Annotated in this window: 19 protein-coding genes; 6 read left to right on the top strand and 13 right to left on the bottom strand. The window is 47.2% G+C overall.

What is annotated here, in order from left to right; genetic code table 11:
• Window positions 1-8: 8 nt before the first annotated feature.
• On the bottom strand, window positions 9-788 hold the full coding sequence (gene yaaA, locus FTU86_RS00125; RefSeq protein ID WP_180036671.1) for a peroxide stress protein YaaA: 780 nt from the start codon (window positions 786-788) through the stop codon (window positions 9-11).
• Window positions 789-923: 135 nt separating this feature from the next.
• Here yaaA and FTU86_RS00130 point away from each other — a divergent pair, with 135 nt between their 5' ends.
• Window positions 924-1,556 (top strand): alpha/beta hydrolase, encoded by a 633-nt coding sequence (locus FTU86_RS00130; RefSeq protein ID WP_005178998.1) that lies wholly within the window; start codon window positions 924-926, stop codon window positions 1,554-1,556.
• A gap of 114 nt (window positions 1,557-1,670) precedes the next feature.
• On the opposite strand, the gene FTU86_RS00135 is transcribed toward FTU86_RS00130, so the two are convergent.
• The 4 genes from FTU86_RS00135 to pheA form a co-directional block, all read right to left on the bottom strand.
• Entirely contained in the window at window positions 1,671-2,036 is a 366-nt protein-coding gene (locus tag FTU86_RS00135) for a hypothetical protein (RefSeq protein ID WP_005179001.1), read from the bottom strand.
• Between the two features lie 96 nt (window positions 2,037-2,132).
• Window positions 2,133-4,379, bottom strand: coding sequence for a bifunctional prephenate dehydrogenase/3-phosphoshikimate 1-carboxyvinyltransferase (locus tag FTU86_RS00140; RefSeq protein WP_168382034.1), 2,247 nt, complete (start codon window positions 4,377-4,379; stop codon window positions 2,133-2,135).
• Between the two features lie 3 nt (window positions 4,380-4,382).
• Window positions 4,383-5,474 carry a histidinol-phosphate transaminase gene (gene hisC / locus FTU86_RS00145; RefSeq protein ID WP_075166937.1) on the bottom strand — a complete coding sequence of 364 codons (1,092 nt, stop codon included), beginning with the start codon at window positions 5,472-5,474 and terminating at the stop codon, window positions 4,383-4,385.
• A 64-nt stretch (window positions 5,475-5,538) separates the two neighbouring features.
• Entirely contained in the window at window positions 5,539-6,648 is a 1,110-nt protein-coding gene (pheA, locus tag FTU86_RS00150) for a prephenate dehydratase (protein ID WP_005179005.1), read from the bottom strand.
• A 486-nt stretch (window positions 6,649-7,134) separates the two neighbouring features.
• Here pheA and FTU86_RS00155 point away from each other — a divergent pair, with 486 nt between their 5' ends.
• Window positions 7,135-7,656 (top strand): type 1 glutamine amidotransferase domain-containing protein, encoded by a 522-nt coding sequence (locus FTU86_RS00155; RefSeq protein ID WP_005179007.1) that lies wholly within the window; start codon window positions 7,135-7,137, stop codon window positions 7,654-7,656.
• Between the two features lie 84 nt (window positions 7,657-7,740).
• Here the strand turns inward: FTU86_RS00155 and FTU86_RS00160 are convergent, their stop codons facing one another.
• Together FTU86_RS00160 and FTU86_RS00165 are read right to left on the bottom strand one after the other, a co-directional pair.
• The gene (locus FTU86_RS00160; RefSeq protein WP_075166939.1) at window positions 7,741-8,883 is read right to left on the bottom strand and encodes an acyl-CoA dehydrogenase family protein; all 1,143 of its coding nucleotides are present in this window, start codon (window positions 8,881-8,883) and stop codon (window positions 7,741-7,743) included.
• A 150-nt stretch (window positions 8,884-9,033) separates the two neighbouring features.
• Window positions 9,034-10,383: a dicarboxylate/amino acid:cation symporter gene (locus FTU86_RS00165; RefSeq protein WP_075166940.1), complete on the bottom strand. Its 1,350-nt coding sequence runs from the start codon at window positions 10,381-10,383 to the stop codon at window positions 9,034-9,036.
• A gap of 428 nt (window positions 10,384-10,811) precedes the next feature.
• Between FTU86_RS00165 and FTU86_RS00170 the strand changes: the two genes are divergently transcribed.
• The gene (locus FTU86_RS00170; protein ID WP_180048427.1) at window positions 10,812-11,813 is read left to right on the top strand and encodes a glycosyl transferase family protein; all 1,002 of its coding nucleotides are present in this window, start codon (window positions 10,812-10,814) and stop codon (window positions 11,811-11,813) included.
• A 72-nt stretch (window positions 11,814-11,885) separates the two neighbouring features.
• On the opposite strand, the gene FTU86_RS00175 is transcribed toward FTU86_RS00170, so the two are convergent.
• Both FTU86_RS00175 and FTU86_RS00180 read right to left on the bottom strand, forming a co-directional pair.
• Window positions 11,886-12,155, bottom strand: coding sequence for a YeaC family protein (locus FTU86_RS00175; RefSeq protein WP_005179016.1), 270 nt, complete (start codon window positions 12,153-12,155; stop codon window positions 11,886-11,888).
• A complete protein-coding gene (locus FTU86_RS00180) occupies window positions 12,155-13,063 on the bottom strand; it encodes an NAD(+) kinase (RefSeq protein ID WP_005179018.1) in 909 nt (302 codons plus the stop codon). Before FTU86_RS00180 ends, FTU86_RS00175 begins: the two co-directional genes overlap by 1 nt.
• A 189-nt stretch (window positions 13,064-13,252) precedes the next feature.
• On the opposite strand from FTU86_RS00180, the gene mrcB reads away from it, so the two are divergent.
• Together mrcB and FTU86_RS00190 are read left to right on the top strand one after the other, a co-directional pair.
• The gene (mrcB, locus tag FTU86_RS00185; RefSeq protein ID WP_180048426.1) at window positions 13,253-15,655 is read left to right on the top strand and encodes a penicillin-binding protein 1B; all 2,403 of its coding nucleotides are present in this window, start codon (window positions 13,253-13,255) and stop codon (window positions 15,653-15,655) included.
• A gap of 16 nt (window positions 15,656-15,671) precedes the next feature.
• Complete coding sequence (locus FTU86_RS00190; protein ID WP_180048425.1) at window positions 15,672-16,226, top strand: tetratricopeptide repeat protein; 555 nt, start codon at window positions 15,672-15,674, stop codon at window positions 16,224-16,226.
• On the opposite strand, the gene FTU86_RS00195 is transcribed toward FTU86_RS00190, so the two are convergent.
• A complete protein-coding gene (locus FTU86_RS00195) occupies window positions 16,223-17,146 on the bottom strand; it encodes a thiamine phosphate synthase (protein WP_168405739.1) in 924 nt (307 codons plus the stop codon). The genes FTU86_RS00190 and FTU86_RS00195 overlap by 4 nt on opposite strands.
• Before the next feature lie 138 nt (window positions 17,147-17,284).
• Between FTU86_RS00195 and hemP the strand changes: the two genes are divergently transcribed.
• Window positions 17,285-17,455 carry a hemin uptake protein HemP gene (gene hemP / locus FTU86_RS00200; protein WP_016659175.1) on the top strand — a complete coding sequence of 57 codons (171 nt, stop codon included), beginning with the start codon at window positions 17,285-17,287 and terminating at the stop codon, window positions 17,453-17,455.
• 117 nt (window positions 17,456-17,572) lie between these two features.
• Here hemP and FTU86_RS00205 read toward each other — a convergent pair whose 3' ends face one another.
• The 3 genes from FTU86_RS00205 to FTU86_RS00215 all read right to left on the bottom strand — a co-directional run bounded on the left by FTU86_RS00205 (window position 17,573) and on the right by FTU86_RS00215 (window position 20,054).
• Window positions 17,573-18,913: a HAMP domain-containing sensor histidine kinase gene (locus FTU86_RS00205; protein ID WP_180048424.1), complete on the bottom strand. Its 1,341-nt coding sequence runs from the start codon at window positions 18,911-18,913 to the stop codon at window positions 17,573-17,575.
• The gene (locus tag FTU86_RS00210; RefSeq protein WP_016659177.1) at window positions 18,914-19,579 is read right to left on the bottom strand and encodes a response regulator transcription factor; all 666 of its coding nucleotides are present in this window, start codon (window positions 19,577-19,579) and stop codon (window positions 18,914-18,916) included.
• 118 nt (window positions 19,580-19,697) lie between these two features.
• Complete coding sequence (locus FTU86_RS00215) at window positions 19,698-20,054, bottom strand: NirD/YgiW/YdeI family stress tolerance protein (RefSeq protein ID WP_005179042.1); 357 nt, start codon at window positions 20,052-20,054, stop codon at window positions 19,698-19,700.
• Window positions 20,055-20,101 lie beyond the last annotated feature (47 nt).

Genomic DNA, 20,101 nt, shown 5'->3' on the forward strand with positions numbered 1-20,101 from the left:
TCCCCTGTTTATGCGGCTTGCTCATCTCGCTTAAACACCAGCTCACCTTTTAGGGAGCTGTCAGCATCGAAATAATAGCCATCGCTATTAAAGCCTTTTAAATCTTCAGCGCGTTCAATTTTATTTTCGATGATATAGCGCGCCATCAAACCACGGGCTTTTTTGGCATAGAAGCTGATGACTTTATATTTGCCATTTTTCTGGTCTAAAAATACCGGCTTGATGATTTCTGCCTGAATCTTGCTTTCTTTCACCGATTTATAATATTCATCCGAAGCGATATTCACCAGCAATTCAGACTTGGCCGCAGCCAGATCTTCATTGATCAGATCAGTAATGATGGTGCCCCAGAATTCATACAAATTGCTGCCACGCGGATTTTTCAGCTTGGTGCCCATTTCCAGACGATACGGCATCATTAAATCCAGCGGGCGCAATAAGCCATACAGACCTGATAACATGCGCAAATGCTGCTGTGCATAATCAATGTCCCGATCCTTCAGGCTATAGGCATCCAGACCGGTATAGACATCACCTTTAAAGGCAAACAGCGCCTGACGCGCATTGGAAAAATCAAAATCGGCCTGCCAGTCGCGGAAGCGTTCTACGTTTAAATTGGCGATTTTTTCGCTCACACTCATTAAATTGGCGATTTCTGAAGCAGATAGCGTACGACTAACGTCGATAAGTTCTTGTGAATGCGCTAATAGTCTTGGTAAGGTGTGGCTGTCGGTGGGTAATGCAGATTCATAATCTAAAGTCTTAGCAGGAGAAATTAAGGCGAGCATACACATCCTGATCAAAAAGTGGTTAAAAAATAATTAATCAAACTATAACAGTCAGCTTATTTTAATGCCAATCTGTGTTTTTCCTAAACATAATCGGTAAAATAATCGATTCTCCTGCCATTATTCGATTATCTTATGTCCGAGCAAATTTTCATTCCAGGTCCTGTGGGTCGAATTGAAGTTTTCGTAGATTATCCACAGGGTGAAGTGAAAGGATTCGCGGTTGTCAGCCACCCCCATCCATTGCAAGGCGGCACCCCGCAACACAAAGTTCCTGCATTATTAGCACAAATGTACCTAGAGCGCGGCTGCGTGGTATATCGCCCAAGCTTCCGTGGTTCAGGCCAGAGTGAAGGTGTGCATGATGAAGGCTTTGGCGAAACGGACGATATTCTAGAAGTCATCAAATATGCGCGTAGCCAGCACATTGGCCTGCCGTTCTATGCCGGCGGTTTCAGCTTTGGTGCGCATGTGATGGCAAAGAGTTATGCAGCGCTACCGGTTGAATTACAGCCGAAACAGACTATTTTATGCGGCCTCCCAACTGCGACAGTAGCTGGTGTACGTCACTATGTAACCCCTGAAATTAAAGGTGACATCCTGTTTATTCATGGCGAAGCCGATGATGTGACCCTGCTCTCGGACATGATTACTTGGGCCAAGCCACAGCGTCATCTGGTTACCATTTTACCGGGCGCCAACCATTTCTTTACCGGCTATTTAAAACAGCTGCGGATTGCAATTACCCGCTTCCTGGCCTTAGGCTAAAGACAAAAACCCATCTGCTGATGGGTTTTTTATTGGAAAGAAACCTGTAACAGTACTATTAATTTTAAAATGGATACAGACGAAATGGCTTCGCGATTTCGATCTGGGATTGTTTTAATTTTTCCATTCAAAGGCAGTAAAGTTTTCATCCTGTTTTAAGGTCTGCTCGACCGCCTGGGCCAGCTGATTTAGCAAGCTTTGCGATTCAATCCGGTCAAACCAGTCCTGCTCTTCTTCCGGATAAGACAGGATTTCACACACCAGTCGTCCTTCGGCATCGCGGCTTTCACAGCTCACGCTTAAGGGCAAAGGATGATCTTCCACACTAACCGCAATTTGTGCGCCACTTTGCGGCAAGGTTTCAAAGCCGTGCTGGTTTAACTGTCGGGCCAGCAAATCTGCCACATAGTCCTGGGCAATCTTACAGTCCTGTAATTCGGCCTTGTTATCACATTGTGCGGTAAACTGGAGTGTTTTCATAAACGACCCTACTGCTGTTCTTGTTGTATATTTAGCATAAGCAATATAAAACAAACAGCCAAGCAAAAGCTTGGCTGTTTTGGGTTATTTTTCTCTTTATTCGGTCACTTCAATCTGCAGGCCGGCCTGAGCGGTCAATTGGGTAAAGGTCGGGAAGCTGGTCGCGACCGTTTCTGTACCTACAATTTTAATCACTTCCGAGTTACGTAAACCGGCAATCGAGAAGCTCATGGCAATACGGTGGTCATGATGCGACTCAATTTCACCGCCGGTGAACACAGGCGACCAGTCACCTGCTTTGCCCTTGCCTTCAATGATGATGCCATCTTCAGTTGGGGTACAGTCGATACCCATGGTTTTCAAGCCATCTGCCATCACCTGAATCCGGTCAGATTCTTTGACGCGAAGTTCAGCTGCACCAGTCAATACAGTCTGACCTTCCGCACAGGCTGCTGCAATAAACAGCGCCGGGAATTCATCAATCGCCAGTGGCACCTGATCTTCCGGAATATGAATGCCTTTTAAGGTACGGCTGCCCTGAATACGAATGTCGGCAATCGGTTCACCACCGGCAATACGCTCGTTGGATACAGTAATATCTGCACCCATTTGTTTGAGGATTTCAATCACGCCAGTACGGGTCGGGTTAATGCCCACAGCTTCTAAAGTGACATCGGCATTTTCAGTAATGGCCGCGCCCACCATAAAGAACGCTGCAGATGAAATATCTGAAGGCACCTGAATATTGGTTCCCACCAGTTTACCGCCGCCTTGCAGGGAAATACGGTTACCTTCGGTTTTCACTTCATAACCAAAAGCACGCAGCATACGCTCGGTATGGTCGCGGGTTGGTTCCGGTTCAGTTACTGCAGTTTCACCTTCGGCCCACAAACCGGCCAGTAAAATTCCTGATTTCACCTGTGCCGAGGCCATTGGTAAATCGTACTGAATGCCTTTTAACTGCTGGCTGCCCGTAATTGACACCGGTGGCGTACCACGCTCACCTGTGGTCTGGATTTGCGCCCCCATTTCACGTAATGGCTTGGCAATACGCTCCATTGGACGCTTGGACAAGGATGCATCACCGGTCATCACCGAATCAAAGGCCTGCGCCGACAACATGCCTGACAGCAAACGCATGGAGGTGCCAGAGTTCCCCATATACAGCGCGCCGACTGGAGCTTTGAGGCCCTGCATACCAACACCGTGAATGGTCACTTCACCATTTTTTGGGCCTTCAATACTGACACCCATATCGCGAAAAGCCTGCAAGGTCGCCAGCGCATCTTCACCTTCCAAAAAGCCGGTGACATGGGTGGTGCCTTCTGCAATCGCACCAAACATGATTGAACGATGTGACACAGATTTATCACCTGGCACAGTAAATTTACCCTGGAAATTTTTAGAGCCCGGTAAAATCGTAAATTGTTGTGTCACTTTATTGTTCTCCATCAACGGTTTTTTGGCCAGCATATGATTAAAATGCTGACGCGCTGCTTGAGCATGTCCCAGCAGGCCCATTAAAGCCTGCGAGTTTTCCTGTTCGATCAGCTGGCGCAAGATTGCCAGCTGTTGTTCAAAGCCATCGACTGCATTCAAAATTGCCTTTTTATTGGCAAAGAAGATGTCGTGCCACATTTGTGGATCACTGGCTGCAATTCGCGAGAAATCACGAAAGCCGCCTGCAGCATAGCGAAAAATATCTAAATTGTCTTCCCTGTTGGCCAGTTGCTCCACCAGGTTAAATGCCATTAAATGCGGAAGATGACTGGTATGTGCCAGCACTTCATCGTGCTTGTCCACATCCATACAGATCACTTCCGCTTTGGCTGCTTCCCACAGTTGAATCAGTTTATTGACCGCCCAATCCGCACTGGTCGGTAATGGAGTCAAAATCACTTTATGATTGGCGAATAAATCGACCTTACCGGCATGGACCCCGGTATGCTCGGCTCCAGCAATCGGATGCCCCGGCACAAAACCGGCAGGCAGTTGTTCACCAAAAACCGCTTTGGCTGCATCGACCACATTGCCTTTGGTACTGCCGACATCGGTCAGGATTGCATCAGGTTTTAAATACGGTTTAATCTGCTGCAACACATATTCGGTGGCACGTACCGGTAAGGCCAGTACCACCAGATCAGCATCTTTCACCGCTTCGACCGGATCGCTATAACCGGCAGCAATTAAACCCAAGGCTTTGGCATCTTCTAGCGTTTTTTGCGAACGGGTCGATGCCACTACCTCATGAGCCAGCTGTTCAGCCTGAATCACACGCGCCAGACTTGAGCCAATCAGCCCAAGTCCAATAAAAGCGACTTTTTCAAACAGGGGTTGCGTCATGGCTTATGCCTTTGCGTCCAGACCTAACACCTTCGCCAGTGCAGTCAGGAATTTGGCATTTTCTGCTTCTGTTCCAATCGATACACGAAGATGGTTTGGAATACCAACTGGACGTACAATCACGCCTTCTTTGAGCAAGGCATTGAAGGTTTGTGCCGGATCAGCCTGTACATCAACCAGAATAAAGTTGGCACGTGAAGGCACATAGTTCAGGCCCAGTGCCTTAAAGCCCGCTTCCAGCTGCGCCATACCAGCCTTGTTCACTTCACGTGATTTTTCGATAAAGGCTTCATCTTTCAGCGCTGCTACAGCTGCCACCATAGCTAAATGGTTCACGTTAAATGGCTGACGGATACGGTTTAAATAGTCAGTCACCTGTACAGAGGCCAGAGCAAAACCAACTCGTAGCGCTGCCAGACCATAGCACTTCGATAAAGTACGGCTAACAATCAGATTTGGATACTGATCCAGATACTTCAGGCTGTTGAAGTTTTCCGGGAAGTATTCCACATAGGCTTCATCCAGTACCACAATTACATTGGCCGGTACTTTCTGCATGAAGGCTTCAAATTCAGCTTCTTCAAACCAGGTGCCAGTCGGGTTATTCGGATTGGCAATGAACACCAGCTTGGTGTTGGCTTGAATGGCTGCAGCCATCGCATCTAAATCGTGTGAAAAACCTTTGGCTGGTACTTCAATGGCCTGTGCATTAATGGCCTGAGTCACCAGTGCATAAACCGCAAAGGCGTGCTGGCTATATACGATTGAGTCCTGCTCGGACACAAAAGCGCGGGCAAACATTTCCAGCAGGTCATTTGAACCATTACCCAAAGTAATCCGTTCATGACCAAAACCAAACTGCGCTTCAATCTGGTCTTTTAAAATAAAACCACCACCATCTGGATAACGACCAATTTCTGCCAGCTCGGCAGCCACGGCCTCTTTGACTTTGTCTGAACAGCCCAACGGGTTTTCATTGGATGCCAATTTCACAATATCGGTAATACCCAATTCGCGCTCAAGTTCACTGATCGGCTTACCTGGTTGATATGGCTTTAACTTAGAGATGCCTTCATTGGCTGGGACAAACGACATTTTTTACTTCCAGATTTACAGGTGAAAAGCAGCCGCATGCAGCGCACACGGCCACCAGAGAATTTTATAAAACTGCCGCCGGATAAGAGCCGAGTACACGGACTTCTTTCACCAATGGACGGATTTCTTCAATCGCAGCTTTAACATTGTCTTGCTCAATATGACCTTCCAGATCAATAAAGAACACATAGGCCCATTTTTCAGGTAAAGCCGGACGGGTTTCAATACTGGTTAGACTAATGTTGTGTTTGGCAAATGGCGCCAGAATTTCCAGCAAGGCACCGGCACGGTCATGTGCAGACACCAGCAATGAAGTTTTGTCATTGCCGCTTTGTGGCACTTTCTCACGGCCAATCACCAAGAAGCGCGTGGTGTTTTCCGGGTTGTCTTCGATATTGCTGTGCATGATTTCAAGATCATAAATGGTTGCCGCAATTTCAGAAGCAATGGCCGCAGAATGCCATTCATTGCGAATACGGCGCGCCGCTTCACCATTGGAACTTAAAGCCACACGCTCCACCCCAGGATAATGTGCATCTAGCCATTTACGGCACTGTGCCAGTGTTTGCTGGTGAGCATAAATCTGTTTAATGCTGTCTTTACGGGTATTTGCAGAAATCAGGAACTGATGATGAATTGGCAATTCAACTTCGCCAATCACATTCAAATTCGAAGTTTTAAAGCAGTCTAAGGTATGGTTCACCACCCCTTCAGAGGAGTTCTCTACCGGTACCAGACCATAATGCGCACTGCCCGCTTCTACTTCACGGAATACTTCATCAATGGTTTGTAAAGGGCGCACCAGGGCATCATGACCGAAATGCTTGAGTACCGCAGAATGGGTATAAGTCCCAACCGGCCCCAGGAAGGCAATACTTTGTGGTGCTTCCAGTGCCAGACAGGCCGACATGATTTCACGGAATAAACGCGCCATGGTCTGATCCGACAATGGGCCTTCATTGCGATCCATAACATTACGTAAAACTTGTGCTTCACGTTCCGGACGGTAAAACAGCGGATTCTCTTCAGCGGCAAATTTGGCTTTGGCCACCGCTTCTGCCAATCGTGCGCGACGGTTAATCAGTTGTTGAATCTGCATATCAACAGAGTCAATTTCCTCACGAATATTGTTCAGGTCAAGAGAAGTCGTTGTGTTTTGATCGTCGTTGATCATTGTTATGTCGCCCTTCATAAACGGTATGCAAACAGTATAACAATAGTTAGCTTTCAAATGTTGCGCAATACAACTTTGATTGATTCAGTCTTAAAAACAAACAGTTGGTTAAACTCTCTGCAACTTGTGAGACTGTTTATCAATTGAGCAGCTAAAGCTCATGAATAATTCTGAACAAGTCACGACGCTTTGCCTGTTTTTCCATCCAGAGTGTAGCGAATTTAAGCAGATGAAACAGGGTCTTTTTCCAATCAGCCGATAGCTTTTGCATCTGAATTCGATGAATAGTGATAGGATTTTGCAAGTTTATTGCGTAAACTGAACAGGCGTCATAATTACTTACATAGAAAATTACGCCCATAAATATTGAATAAAATTCCAGAAATTTTAACTTGAAAAAGAAATAAGAAAACTGGTTACAAAGCAGCAATGAAATTTTGCTTTTTCCCCTTTACTCTTTTATTTAAAGCAATTCGGAGAATAATAATGTCAAAAAGAATCGCGGTGCTGATTACCCATGATTATGAAGATGCAGACTATCCAGAATTGATCCACGCCTTCCGTGCAGCGCGGCATAGCGTGGTAAATGTTGAAAACAAGGCCGGCAATATTGTCTATGGTTATCAACGGCGCAGCTCGGTAACCATCGACCAAAGTATAGATGATGTGACCATTCATGATTTTGATGCGCTGCTGATTCCCGGTGGCCAATCTCCGGCGCAACTGCGTGATGATTTGCGTTTTGTCGATTTTGTCCGAAACTTTGCCAATGCCCAGAAACCGATTATGAGCACCTGTCATGGTCCGCAACTGCTGATTCATGCCAGTGTGGTCAAAGGCCGGCGCATGACCAGCATTGCCCCGGTGATGCTGGAGCTGATGGATGCCGGCGCCGTGTATTTTGATGAGGCGGTGGTAAATGACAATAACCTGTATATTTCCTCACGCTCACCAGCAGACTTGCCGATTTTTATTCGGGAAAGTCTGCATGTGCTCAGCCTGCATTAAAATAGTCTCAGAAACACACCCACCAAAAAACACCCGCCCAGTCGATGCTGGGCGGGTGTTTTCATTTGCTCTGATGTATAGGACTTAACGGCCCAATAAACCGCGCGCCACAATCTCTTTCATAATTTCATTGGTGCCGCCATAAATTCGCTGGATACGGGCATCGACAAAGAAACGAGAAATTGGATATTCAGTCATATAACCATAACCACCAAACAGCTGCAGCAGCTGATCGGCCACTTTCATCTGCATATCGGTCGAGAAGCTTTTCAGTGCTGCCGCGGTTTCAACATCCAGTTTGCCCTGCATATACAGCTCGACATTCTGGTTATAAAACGCAGCCGTGGCCAGCTCATCAATTTTAGCCTGTGCCAAAACAAAACGGCTGTTCTGGAACTGGCCAATTTTCTGACCAAAAGCCTGACGTTCCTGGACGTATTGCGTGGTGATGTCAATTGAACCGCGGATAGCGCCCAAGGCGGTGGCGGCAATCGCGGTCCGTTCACGTGGCAATTCCTGCATTAAATAGGCAAAGCCCTGTCCCGGCTGGCCCAGTAACTGTTCTTTAGGTACCTTTACATTATCAAAGAACAATTCCGAGGTGTCCTGAGCGTGCAGGCCAATCTTGTCGAGGTTGGTGCCTTTCTTAAAACCATCCAGATGGGTATCGACTAATAATAAAGACACGCCTTTGGCGCGTGCCTGCGGATCGGTTTTTACCGCCAGCACCACCAGATCGGCATGTTGGCCATTAGAAATAAAGGTTTTAGAACCATTTAAAATATAATGATCATCCTGCAAAATGGCATGACTGCGCATGGCTTGCAAGTCAGAACCAGCACCCGGCTCGGTCATACCAATCGCACCGACCACTTCACCGCTAACCATTTTTGGCAGCCAGTACTGTTTCTGTTCTTCTGAACCAATATTTAAAATATACGGCGCAGCAATTTCTGAATGACAGGAAATACCGGTAGACAGTGCGCTATAACCAGCACGTGCCGATTCTTCCACCAGCATCAGCGAATAATGGGTCGGTACGCCATAGCCGCCATACTGTTCCGGTACATCTACACATAAAAAGCCGTTTTCACCCAGCTGGTTCCAGACCGAGCGCGGCATAATCCCTTCCCGTTCCCACTGTTCATAATGCGGGGCAATCTGTTCACTCATAAAGCGGCGGAAGTTGTCACGGAATAATTCTAAATCTGCATCATAAGCCAGCATAGTCGATCCTTGTAGGGTACATTCTTGTTTTACATTCAGCCCCATGCTATGCATTTTTAAGCGTACTGTCATGGTCTCGCCCGGCTTTTTTATTGACTGCCAAGTAATAAAAAAAGGAAGCCGAAGCTTCCTTTAGTCACCGCCCTGCTGTTAAGCCGAAGCAGATTGCTGGCTTTGTTCTGCCATCTTGCGGTCAATTTCTTCCGGATTATTTAATGCATATTGCAGCTTTTCCTGATCTAACTGACCGACCCACTTCGCTACAACAATGGTTGCCAATGAGTTACCCACCAGATTGGTCAAGGCACGTGCTTCAGACATAAAGCGGTCAATACCCAGAATTAGCGCCAGACCGGCCACCGGAATCTGACCCACAGCCGCCAGTGTTGCCGCCATCACAATAAAGCCTGAACCGGTCACCCCTGCTGCGCCTTTAGAGGAAATCAACAGCACCAGCAATAAAGTAATCTGATGATGCAGTTCTAAAGGTGTATTGGTGGCCTGGGCAATAAAGATTGCGGCCATGGTTAAATAAATCGAGGTACCATCCAGGTTAAATGAATAACCCGTTGGAATGACCAGACCCACCACCGATTTTTCACAGCCGGCAATTTCCAGTTTCTTCAACATGCGCGGTAATACCGATTCTGAAGATGAGGTCCCCAATACAATCAGTAATTCTTCGCGAATCATGCGGATCATTTTCACGATACTGAAACCGGTCATACGCGCAATACTGCCGAGTATGATAAAAATAAACAGCACACAGGTCAGGTAGAAGCAGATAATTAACTGCGCCAGTTGCGCCAGACTGCCAATCCCGTATTTACCAATGGTAAAGGCCATCGCACCGAAAGCACCAATTGGCGCAACTTTCATGATCATGTTCACAATGTTAAAGAACACATGCGAAATCTGGTCAATCAGTTTCAAGACCGGCTTACCTGCTGGCCCTAAACGGTGTAAAGCAAAACCAAACAGGATGGCAAACATCAGCACCTGCAGGATTTCACCCTGGGCAAAGGCACCGACCACGGTATTTGGAATGATATTTAACAGGAACTCGACTGTAGATTGCGCTTCACCAGTTTCTACATATTTGGAAATACCGGTGGTATCCAATGAAGCTGGATCAACGTTCATGCCAACGCCTGGTTTCCAGACGTTAATCACCACCAGACCAATAATCAGGGCGATGGTAGAGACAATTTCAAAATACAGTAATGCCACGCCACCGGTTTTACCGACCGATTTCATGCTTTCCATACCGGCAATACCACTCACCACGGTACAGAAAATCACCGGCGCAATAATCATTTTGATTAAACGGATGAAGCCATCACCTAAGGGTTTCAGCTGTTCACCCAGACCCGGAACATACTGTTCCACGCCATTAATAATTTGTGTGCCACTAGGAGAATAATGACCGACGAGAATACCTGCAATAATTGCAATAATCACCTGAAAGTACAGGGATTTATAAATAGGTTGTTTGGCCATAACAGATCTACTTTTGTTCTTGTCCAGAGGACAAATACCCTTGATTTTTTACCCACGACCTGTTCTGCCTGTTTTTAAAACAACAGGCATACGCTGCCTTGAGCCATGGCTCAAAACATTCAACGCTTTATTTTCATCGGCAAAAGTCGGGCTTACTTTGAGCCGCCAGAATAAACAGGCTCAAACGCAAAAGCGGCTTTTTAGAACAGGAGATGAGTAAAAATAAAAAACAATATAAAACGCTGCGAATTTTACCTAAAATTCAAATATAGTGCTGCTAAAAACAGCGAGAACTGGCGAACTTTAAAACAGAAGCAGCTTAGACATTAGTCTAAATCCGAGCAAAGCATACGGTTTTTAAAAAGCCGCAAACATGTGTATATTGTGGGAAGCGACCGGCGCCATTTATTTGAGATTCAGGCAGTTACATGAGCACGAAAAGAAACATTTATAAAGACGTTGAACATCCTTTTGCCCAGTACGTACGTATTGTGGGAAAAGGCAAAAATGGTGCACGTTCCCTCACCTATGAAGAAGCCTATCAGGCCTTTTCCATGATCCTGAAACAGGAGGTACTGGATGTTCAGCTCGGCGCTTTTCTGATGCTGCTGCGGGTCAAGGAAGAATCGGTCGATGAACTGGCCGGCTTTGTTCAGGCCACCCGTGACCAGTTGCAGTTTAAAGCTTTAGATGTTGATCTGGACTGGTCCTCCTATGCCGGGAAGCGCAAACATTATCCGTGGTTTTTACTGGCCGCGCTGACTCTGGCCAAACAGGGTTTTAATATTGTCATGCACGGCGCTGCTGGGCATACCATTAACCGGGTCTATACCGAACAGGTGCTGGAATACTTAGGCTATCCAATCTGCCAGTCAGATACGGAAGTCGAACAGCAATTACAGCAGCGTCATTTTGCCTATCTGCCTTTAGACGTGATTTCTCCGGTGCTGGCCGATTTGATTGCGCTACGGAATGTAATGGGCCTGCGTTCACCTATTCATACTCTTGCCCGGCTGATTAACCCCTTTAATGCCAAAGCCACGGTACAGGCCATTTTCCATCCGGCCTATCGCAGTTCCCATCAACAGTCGGCGTTTAAACTGGGCTATCTGAACAGTGCGGTGATTAAAGGTGAAGGCGGCGAGTTTGAACGGAATCCGGATGCCAAAACCTTAATTTGTGGCATTCGTAACGGCGAGCTGTATGAACATGAATTGCCAAAGCTGACCGACAACCGCAGCCCGATTGAAGAAGAACTGGACCTGGCGGTATTTAAAGCCGTCTGGGAAGGCCAGCAATCGCATGACTATGGTGAAGTGGCGGTGGTGGAAACCGTGGGCATCGCGCTGTATACCATGGGCGTCTGCGACAGTTTTGCAGCAGCCATGGACAAAGCACAGCAATTCTGGGCTGCGCGTTTAAATGCTTAAGCCACAAAAGACTGCCAATAAAAAAGGTAAGCCGCGGCTTACCTTTTTTGCATGAATCCGTTTCCTTAAAGTTTAAATAAACTTGATCGGCTGGAAATCTTCATTTTTGTGATGATCATCATCACATTGTTCACCTTCTTCCTTGGTGCCACGGTCGATATAACCGCTACGTTCAGTTTCCGGTAAATGCTGGATTTCCCAGGCATACACGGCCTGCATACAAATTTCGCGCTGCTCTTTGGTCAACGCCACACCATTCGGCCATTTACCAATCTCTACCGCGGTTTTTAGACGACCAACAATTTCAGGATTGAGTACGGCCAGCATCTGTTCAATATTCATCATAAATCCTGCTGTTGCAAAGAATCAAAATCTTGGTTCCAGCCGAGCTTGGTACGACATGCCATATAGAAGTCATAACCCGGTGGATGAAGTAGGTTTAACTTATAGGGATGCTTGCGGATATGCAAACTGTCCCCGACACTGAGTGAAACACTGTGCTGACCATCGGCACTGACCATTGGCAAGACACGGTTTTCACGAATCTGTATTTTAATTTCACTTTGTCCACCCACCACAATCGGGCGTGAAGACAAGGTATGCGGATGCATCGGCACCAGCACAATCGCATCCATACTCGGATGCACAATCGGGCCACCTCCAGACAAGGCATAGGCGGTAGAACCAGTAGGCGTAGATACAATTAAACCATCACTGTGCTGACGATAAACATACTGACCATCAATATTCAGGTCAAAATCAATCATGTGTACCGATTTACCGGAATGCAGCACCACATCATTTAAAGCCACTGCTTCATAAATGACTTCACCTTTGGAGCGCACTTCCATTTCCAGCAGGAAACGGCGGTCCAGCTGAAACTCGCCTTTTAATACCTGATCCAGCTTGAAGATGACTTCCGTGGGTTTAATATCGGTCAGGAAGCCTAAACGACCACGGTTTACCCCGATGACCGGCGTATTGTATTTGACCAGCGCGCGCGCTGCATGCAGCAACGAGCCATCACCGCCGACCACAATCACCAGATCAACCACTTCGCCCAGCAAGGCGCGGCTGACGGTTTGGGTGTTCGGATAAGGGACCAGTTCTGCTGTTTCTGCATCAAATACCGGATGCAGGCCTAAATTCAGCAGATGATCATGAATTAAACTGAGCGTTTCTACGACCGAAGTTTTGCCAGGACGTCCAATCAATCCGATATTACGAAAGTTCTTGTGTGAAATTTGCACCTACGACATCGCTCCGCTACGATCCGTTGACTATAATAGCACTAACCCGAATGTTTTAAAAAAACTTTAGAAATCTGAATCCAACCGTTTTTTCTCCTCGATTGGCCGCTTCATTCACAGATTAAATATTGCAAATTATGTAAAAGCTTCGCATGATTAGCCTAATTTCTTAGGGTTTTATTGCGATTTATGAAGTCTGAACGTGGCATAGGTATTATTGCACTTCTATTTTGTATACTGGTGATTGGGGCATTTCTGGCATTAAGTATCTACCTGATTCGATTAGATAATATTGTTAGAGATAAATTTGAAGGACAGCGCTGGGACATTCCAGCCAAGGTCTTTGCTCGTCCGCTGGAAATCTATACCAATGCACCGCTCAATAAAGCCGATTTCGTGCAGGAATTGAAACTTTTAGGCTATAAAAGCGCAGAAAGCTATAACAAAACCGGCAGCTATGTCGATGCGGGTGATACCTTGTTTGTACATACCCGCGGCTTCGATTTTGGTGAAAGTGTTGAACCGGAACAGGTGCTCAAAGTCAGCTTTGCCAATAACCAGATTGCTGAAGTCAGTGCAACCAAACCATCGACTACCGGTATTGCCCGTTTAGAGCCCATGCTGATTGGCGGGATTTATCCGCAGCACAATGAAGACCGGGTGCTGATTAAACTGAACCGGGTGCCAAAACCGTTAATTGAAGCCTTAATTGCCACCGAAGACCGTAATTTCTATCTGCATCATGGCGTGTCGATTCGTGGGACTGCGCGTGCTATTGTCAGTAATATCACCGGCGGTAAGCGTCAGGGCGGTTCGACCCTGACCCAGCAACTGGTGAAAAACTTTTATCTGACCCCGGAACGTACATTAAAGCGTAAAGCCAATGAAGCGCTGATGGCGATGCTAATTGAGCTGCATTATGACAAAGATGAAATTCTGGAAGCCTATTTAAATGAAGTGAACCTGGGTCAAAACGGTAACTATTCTATTAATGGTTATGGTCTGGCCTCACAGTTCTATTTTGGTCTGCCGCTGCGTGAACTGAATATTGCCCAGCAGGCTTTTCTGGTTGGTCTGGTGCAGGGACCGTCTTTATATAATCCATGGCGTAATCCGGAAGCGGCAGAAAAACGCCGTAATATTGTACTGAACAATATGCTGGTGATGGGCTATCTGACGCAGGAACAGTATGAAACCGAAACCGCGCGTCCGTTAAATGTGATTGCCAAACCGACCATGGGCCCTGCCCGCTTCCCGGATTTTCTGGACATTGTGCGTCGTCAGTTACGTGCTGAATATCAGGAAGGTGATCTGACCAATCAGGGACTACGGATTTTTACCACTTTAGACCCAATTGCACAGACCAAGGTACAAAGTGCATTTAAAGAATCAGTAAACCGTCTGGCCAATGCCAATCCGCGCCGTTTAAAAGATTTGCAAGGTGCGGTGCTGGTGTCCCATCCTGAAAATGGTGAACTGGTGGCTGCAGTCGGCTCTACCCAAGACTTTACCGGCTTTAACCGTGCGCTGGATGCCAAACGTCAGGTCGGCTCGCTATTGAAGCCAGTCATCTATTTAAGCGCGCTGGAATCGGGTCGCTATAACTGGGCCAGTCCGGTACAGGATACCGAAATCAGTATTCCATCTGCCGGCAACTCATGGACACCGCGTAATTACAGCGGCAGCGAACATGGCGTAGTCCCGATGGCGCAAGCGCTGGCCAATTCCTATAACCTGTCGGCGGTACGTTTGGGTCAGGAATTTGGTCTATCGACCTTCCGTAACCATCTGATTAAATTTGGCGTCAGCAGCGAAAATATTCCACAGTATCCGTCCATTTATCTAGGCGCGGTCGATTTATCACCTATGCAGGTGATGAATATTTATGGCAACTTTGCCACCGGTGGGTTCCAGTATCCAACCAAAGCCATTCGCGCGGTGGTCGATTCTAATGGTCGTCTGCTCGAGCGTTATGGCCTGTCAGTACAGCAGACCATTGAACCGTCTGCGGCCTATATGCTGAATTATGGCCTGCAACAGGTAATGAGTGCAGGAACCGGACGTGCAGCCTATAACAGCCTGTCCAGCGATTTAAAACTGGCCGGTAAATCGGGCACCACCAATGATACCCGCGACTCCTGGTTTGCCGGTTATTCGGGTAACTATTTAAGCGTGGTCTGGTTAGGGCTGGATGATAACAAAGTCACCGGTTTGACAGGTTCATCGGGTGCCCTGCCGGTGTGGAGCAATGTGATGCGTCAGCTGCGCCAGAAGCCGGTGAATCTACGCCAGCCGGACAGCGTACAGTGGCACTGGATTGACCGTGACTCTGGTCACTTGTCGGCTCAAGGCTGTGCTGGTGCGATGTATATTCCGATTTATCGCAATCATGTGCCGCGTCAGGCCACCGCCTGTGGTTTACCGCATTATCAGGTTGAGCCGGTTTACAATCCGGATACCGAATATTACCAAGCTGTACCTGAAAGCAGTGACAGTATCGAGAATTATATCCAGGAAAGTGAAGCCGAGATGGAAAGACAACTTTCCGAAAATGATGCACGCATCATTTCAAGCGGCAGTTATACGCAATAAGTGGACCCTTAATTAAATGACCTTGAAATATCTGATCTTGGGGATGGGACTGGCTGGACTGGTGGGCTGTCAAAGCCTGCCGGAATCCAAGCCGGCACCGCAACCGGACCAAGAAAAAACGACTGAACGAAAAACCATTCGCACACCCACCGGCGTGGTGATTCATCCTTATGAACAGGAAGAAATTCAGCGCAAGAAATTACAGGTCGTGGTTCCTGAACAAAAAGTACAGCAGCGTTTTGAAGATGGCCGCTCTTTACCAGCGTTTAAGAAACTGATGCAGCAGACCCAGACGGCTTATCGTCAGGGACAATGGGCGCGTGCCGAAGCTGCCGCCTTACAGGCACAGCGTCTGGCACCGCAATCGGCTGAAACCTATATGTATTTAGGGCTGGTGGCGAACCAGAAAAAACAGCCGAAAAATGCAGAATCCCTGGCCCGCCGTGGTCTGAGCTATGCACAAACACCGGCGATGAAACGCCAATTATGGCTGATTATTCAAAAAGCCGGCCAGCTACAAAACAATAGCCGTACCGTGCAACAGGCACAGCAAGCGCTGAAACAACTTTAGGCTGAAGCGCTATCCAACGCATCCATAAAGCGGATCCCGGCAATACCATAGGCATGGTGTTGCTGGGCCTGCGCCAAGTCCTGCCGATGCATCCCGCCTAAGGCAAACACCGGAATATCGACCTGTTTGGCCCAGTTCTGAAATTGTGCCCAGCCTAATGCCGGAGTATCCGGATGGCTGGCTGTTGGCAGCACCGGACTTAAAATTGCAGCATCACAGCCAATATTCTGCGCATGTTGTAACGATTCCAGATCATGACAGGCAGCAATATAACGCTGACCGGCCTGCAGGCTGCCCTTGTGCAATTGCAGACATTGTTGCTGCTTTAAATGGATGGCAGCGACCGAGACCTGCTGCACGCTATTCAGCTGCTTCCACAGTTCCAGATTAACAATTAATGATTTTAAACAGCCAATATTCTGCTCGGCCAGCTCAATACTGCGTTCCGGTGCCGGCGCAACTCGCCAATACAGTAGTTGCTGGGTATCCGGGGTATCCAGACAGTTTAAGTCTTCACTAATTTTGATACATTCAGGCCAGTAGAGTCGTTGCAGCATACGCTGGTTGGCTTGCGGAAAATTCAAACGGGCCAAATCCTGCCGTTTATACCAGGTCCACGGCTGCTGGATGTCTGAGAGCAGCGCCGCCGGCACAAAAGCATGGAACACATGCAAATTGACAATCACATCTTCATATTCATGCCGGATAAAATCAAACTCATACCACTGGGTCAGGTCAATGCCTACTTCTTCGCGCACTTCACGGCGACAGGCCTGCACCGGCGTTTCATGCTGTTCTACCTTACCACCGGGAAATTCGTGCTTGTTACCCTGATGCTGTTTGGCCTCGCGCCAGCCGACCAGGACCTGGGTCTGATGCAATAAAATCCCAATCGCGATATGTAGATGTGGCTTTGACATGAAACGTCCTGTTTTTGAAATATGAGCAAGTGTAAGCAAATTTATACTTTTTATAAATTCCCCAAATCAAGCGTTGACAGATATATTTGATAATGATTATCATTTATATCGTTCAACATACACCACGGAGTCGAAGGAATGAACGCACCATTTAGCCTGTTTAGCCGTAATGCAGATCAACAGCATGCCTTACCAATGTTACATTCTAATAACCTGTTTGCTCTCGGTCGTGAAATTCGCATCATGCATGCCGGAGAAGAATACCGCCTACGCCTTACCCGTAATAATCGCCTTATTCTCACCAAATAAGAATAACATCTGAATAATAATAATCGTGGGAAGCAGCAGTATGAATCAGCGCATACTGCTTTTTAACTGCCCATGCGTATCTCAAGATTGAACTCAATGTTGTTATTTTCGATTTTGTTATTTTTGCTTCACACCGGGCAAACTCAGTTTCACCAGTAAACCACCCAAAGCCGAGCGGCTAAACTGCAATTGGCCCTGATGCAAGCTGATAATCTTTTTACAGATCGAAATGCCAAGACCACTGCCTTGGGTTTGTGTGCCCAACGCCCGATAAAAACGCTCACCCAAACGCTGTAACACCTCATCACTAACCTCTTGGCCATTATTTTCAATACACAGCTGCACCTGTTCAGCTTTACAAGTGATACTGACCACCACCTCACCCTGTTGCGTGGCATAGCGGATGGCATTATCGATCAGGTTACGGATACAGGTATATAGCAATTCCGGACTGGCCTGAATGATCGCCGGCTGTAACTGCAAACGTGGTTTAATCTGTTTTTCCAGACTAAACGGTGCCAAGGCCTCGAGCACATCCAGCACCAGCTTTTGTAAATCAACCCCGGTTATAGGCAAGTCTTGCAGATGTGCCGGGTCTAAACGCGCCAGTAACAGCAGATTCTCCAGTACCTGAGTGCCGCGGTTGACATCGCGCTGAATCTGGGCCAGATCTTCCGCTAATTGCGGCTGATCCTGATATTTGCGTTTTAACACCTGCAAGCGCATTTGAATGGCAGAAAGCGGCGAACGCAATTCATGTGAGGCGTCAGAAGTAAAACGCTGCTCGGCTTCTAAAGAATGTTCCAGCCGGCTAAGCAAACGGTTTAACTGCTGCACCATCGGCTGTAATTCCAGCAATTCTGGCTGGGTGCTTTGTACCGGACTCAGATCCTGCACATGCTTTTGCGCAATTTGCGCAGATAAGGCCTGTAAAGAGCGGAACTGTTTATGAATGGCAAAATGCACAATGCCCCATTGAATCAGCCACAGTAAAATTAAAATCGCGGCATAGCCCAGACCGGTGGCCCAGATTTCCTGAAAACGGACATTCATTTTCTGGGTCATCAATACGCTTAAATCATCATCACTGGCCACATAAACGCGCCATAAACGCTGATTCGCCCAGACAAAGGAAAATCCCTCTTCCTGCTGTGTGATCGTAGCTGGTGCTAAGGGAAAATCTTCTGTTTCGGTCAAGGTCTGCTGGCCCAGTCGCAGCTGATAATGCATCTTGAACTGTTCAGTGAGTTCATCGACCTGCTCGCCGGCGCCACTGCTAATATCCTGCAATAACAGCATATCGGCCGCTTCATCCATGATTTCATCTTGCAGCTGCATGGTCTGATAAATTGACACGGCAAACAACAGCACCAGTGCCAGCAGGCCGGCAATCATGGAACTCAGTACCGAGGTTTTAACTAGGGTTTTCTGTAAAGAAACCGCACCCGTTTGCTTCATTTACGCCTGTTCCTGCTGCATGCGATAGCCCAAACCGCGAATGGTTTTAATTAAATGGCTGCCAATTTTTTTACGCAGTTGATAAATAAACACTTCAATGGCATTGCTTTCAATTTCATCACCCCAGGCATACAGCGATTCTTCCAGCTGTTCCCGGGTTACGATATGCTCGGGCTTTTGCATTAATTTATACAGAATCTGGAATTCCTTGGCGGTTAAATTCACCGCATGGCCATCTTGGGTTAAGGTTTTGGCTTGAGTATCTAACAGCAAATTGGCAAAACGGATCTGATGATCGGGCTGGGTCTGCCGGGTACGTAACTGGCTGCGCACCCGTGCTGACAGTTCTTCCAGACTAAAAGGCTTGACCAGATAGTCATTGGCGCCTAAATCCAGTCCATCGACCCGGTCCTGAATGCTGTCTTTGGCGGTAATAAAAATCACCGGGGTATCCAACTGTTTACGGCGCAAAGCGGTCAGAATTTCATCGCCGGTATTGCCCGGCAGGCCACGATCCAGCAGCACACAATCATAGTGATGCTGCTCAATGGCCAAAATGGCATGATTGCCACGCTCGACCCAGTCGACGTTATAACCGTCCATTTCCAGCCAGGTTTTAATACTTTCTGCCTGAGAGGCGTCATCTTCTGCCAGTAAAATACGCATTGGTTCTACTCTAGCTTTTTTTACATCATGCCTGATTTTTCACAAGATTCAAAAAAACCACATGCATGGAGCATGTGGTTTTGTGTGGAGCTGCAATCAATCTGATTAAAAGGTCGGCTTAGAAACGAACCTGCTCGACATCAATTTCAACACGTTTAGATGGTTTATAATCGATGTCCACTTCACCGGTAATCACCACTGGAGTTTTGGCAGAAATCGCTTTACCATTCCACAGGTCATCATCAATATCTACTGTGATGGTGCCAGTGCTGTCGCGGAACTGGTATTTTTCATCACCAATGGCTTTTACGATATAACCTTTCAGCTGAACATTGCTGTCATCTTTCATGGTTAACGCCTGTTTCACCGTGGTTGCTTGCGCCAGTGCAGACTGGTTCACTGCGGTATCTGCAACAGCAAATGTAGTTGCGCCCACTAGACCTGCAGTTAAAAGTGCTTTTGAAAATAGGTTCATCTGTCTTTCCTCATTCAGTGTTGTTCGTTTCGATGTAGTCATTAAAA

It is taken from the genome of Acinetobacter sp. YH12155 (genome assembly GCF_013418255.1).
Lineage (GTDB): Bacteria > Pseudomonadota > Gammaproteobacteria > Pseudomonadales > Moraxellaceae > Acinetobacter > Acinetobacter indicus.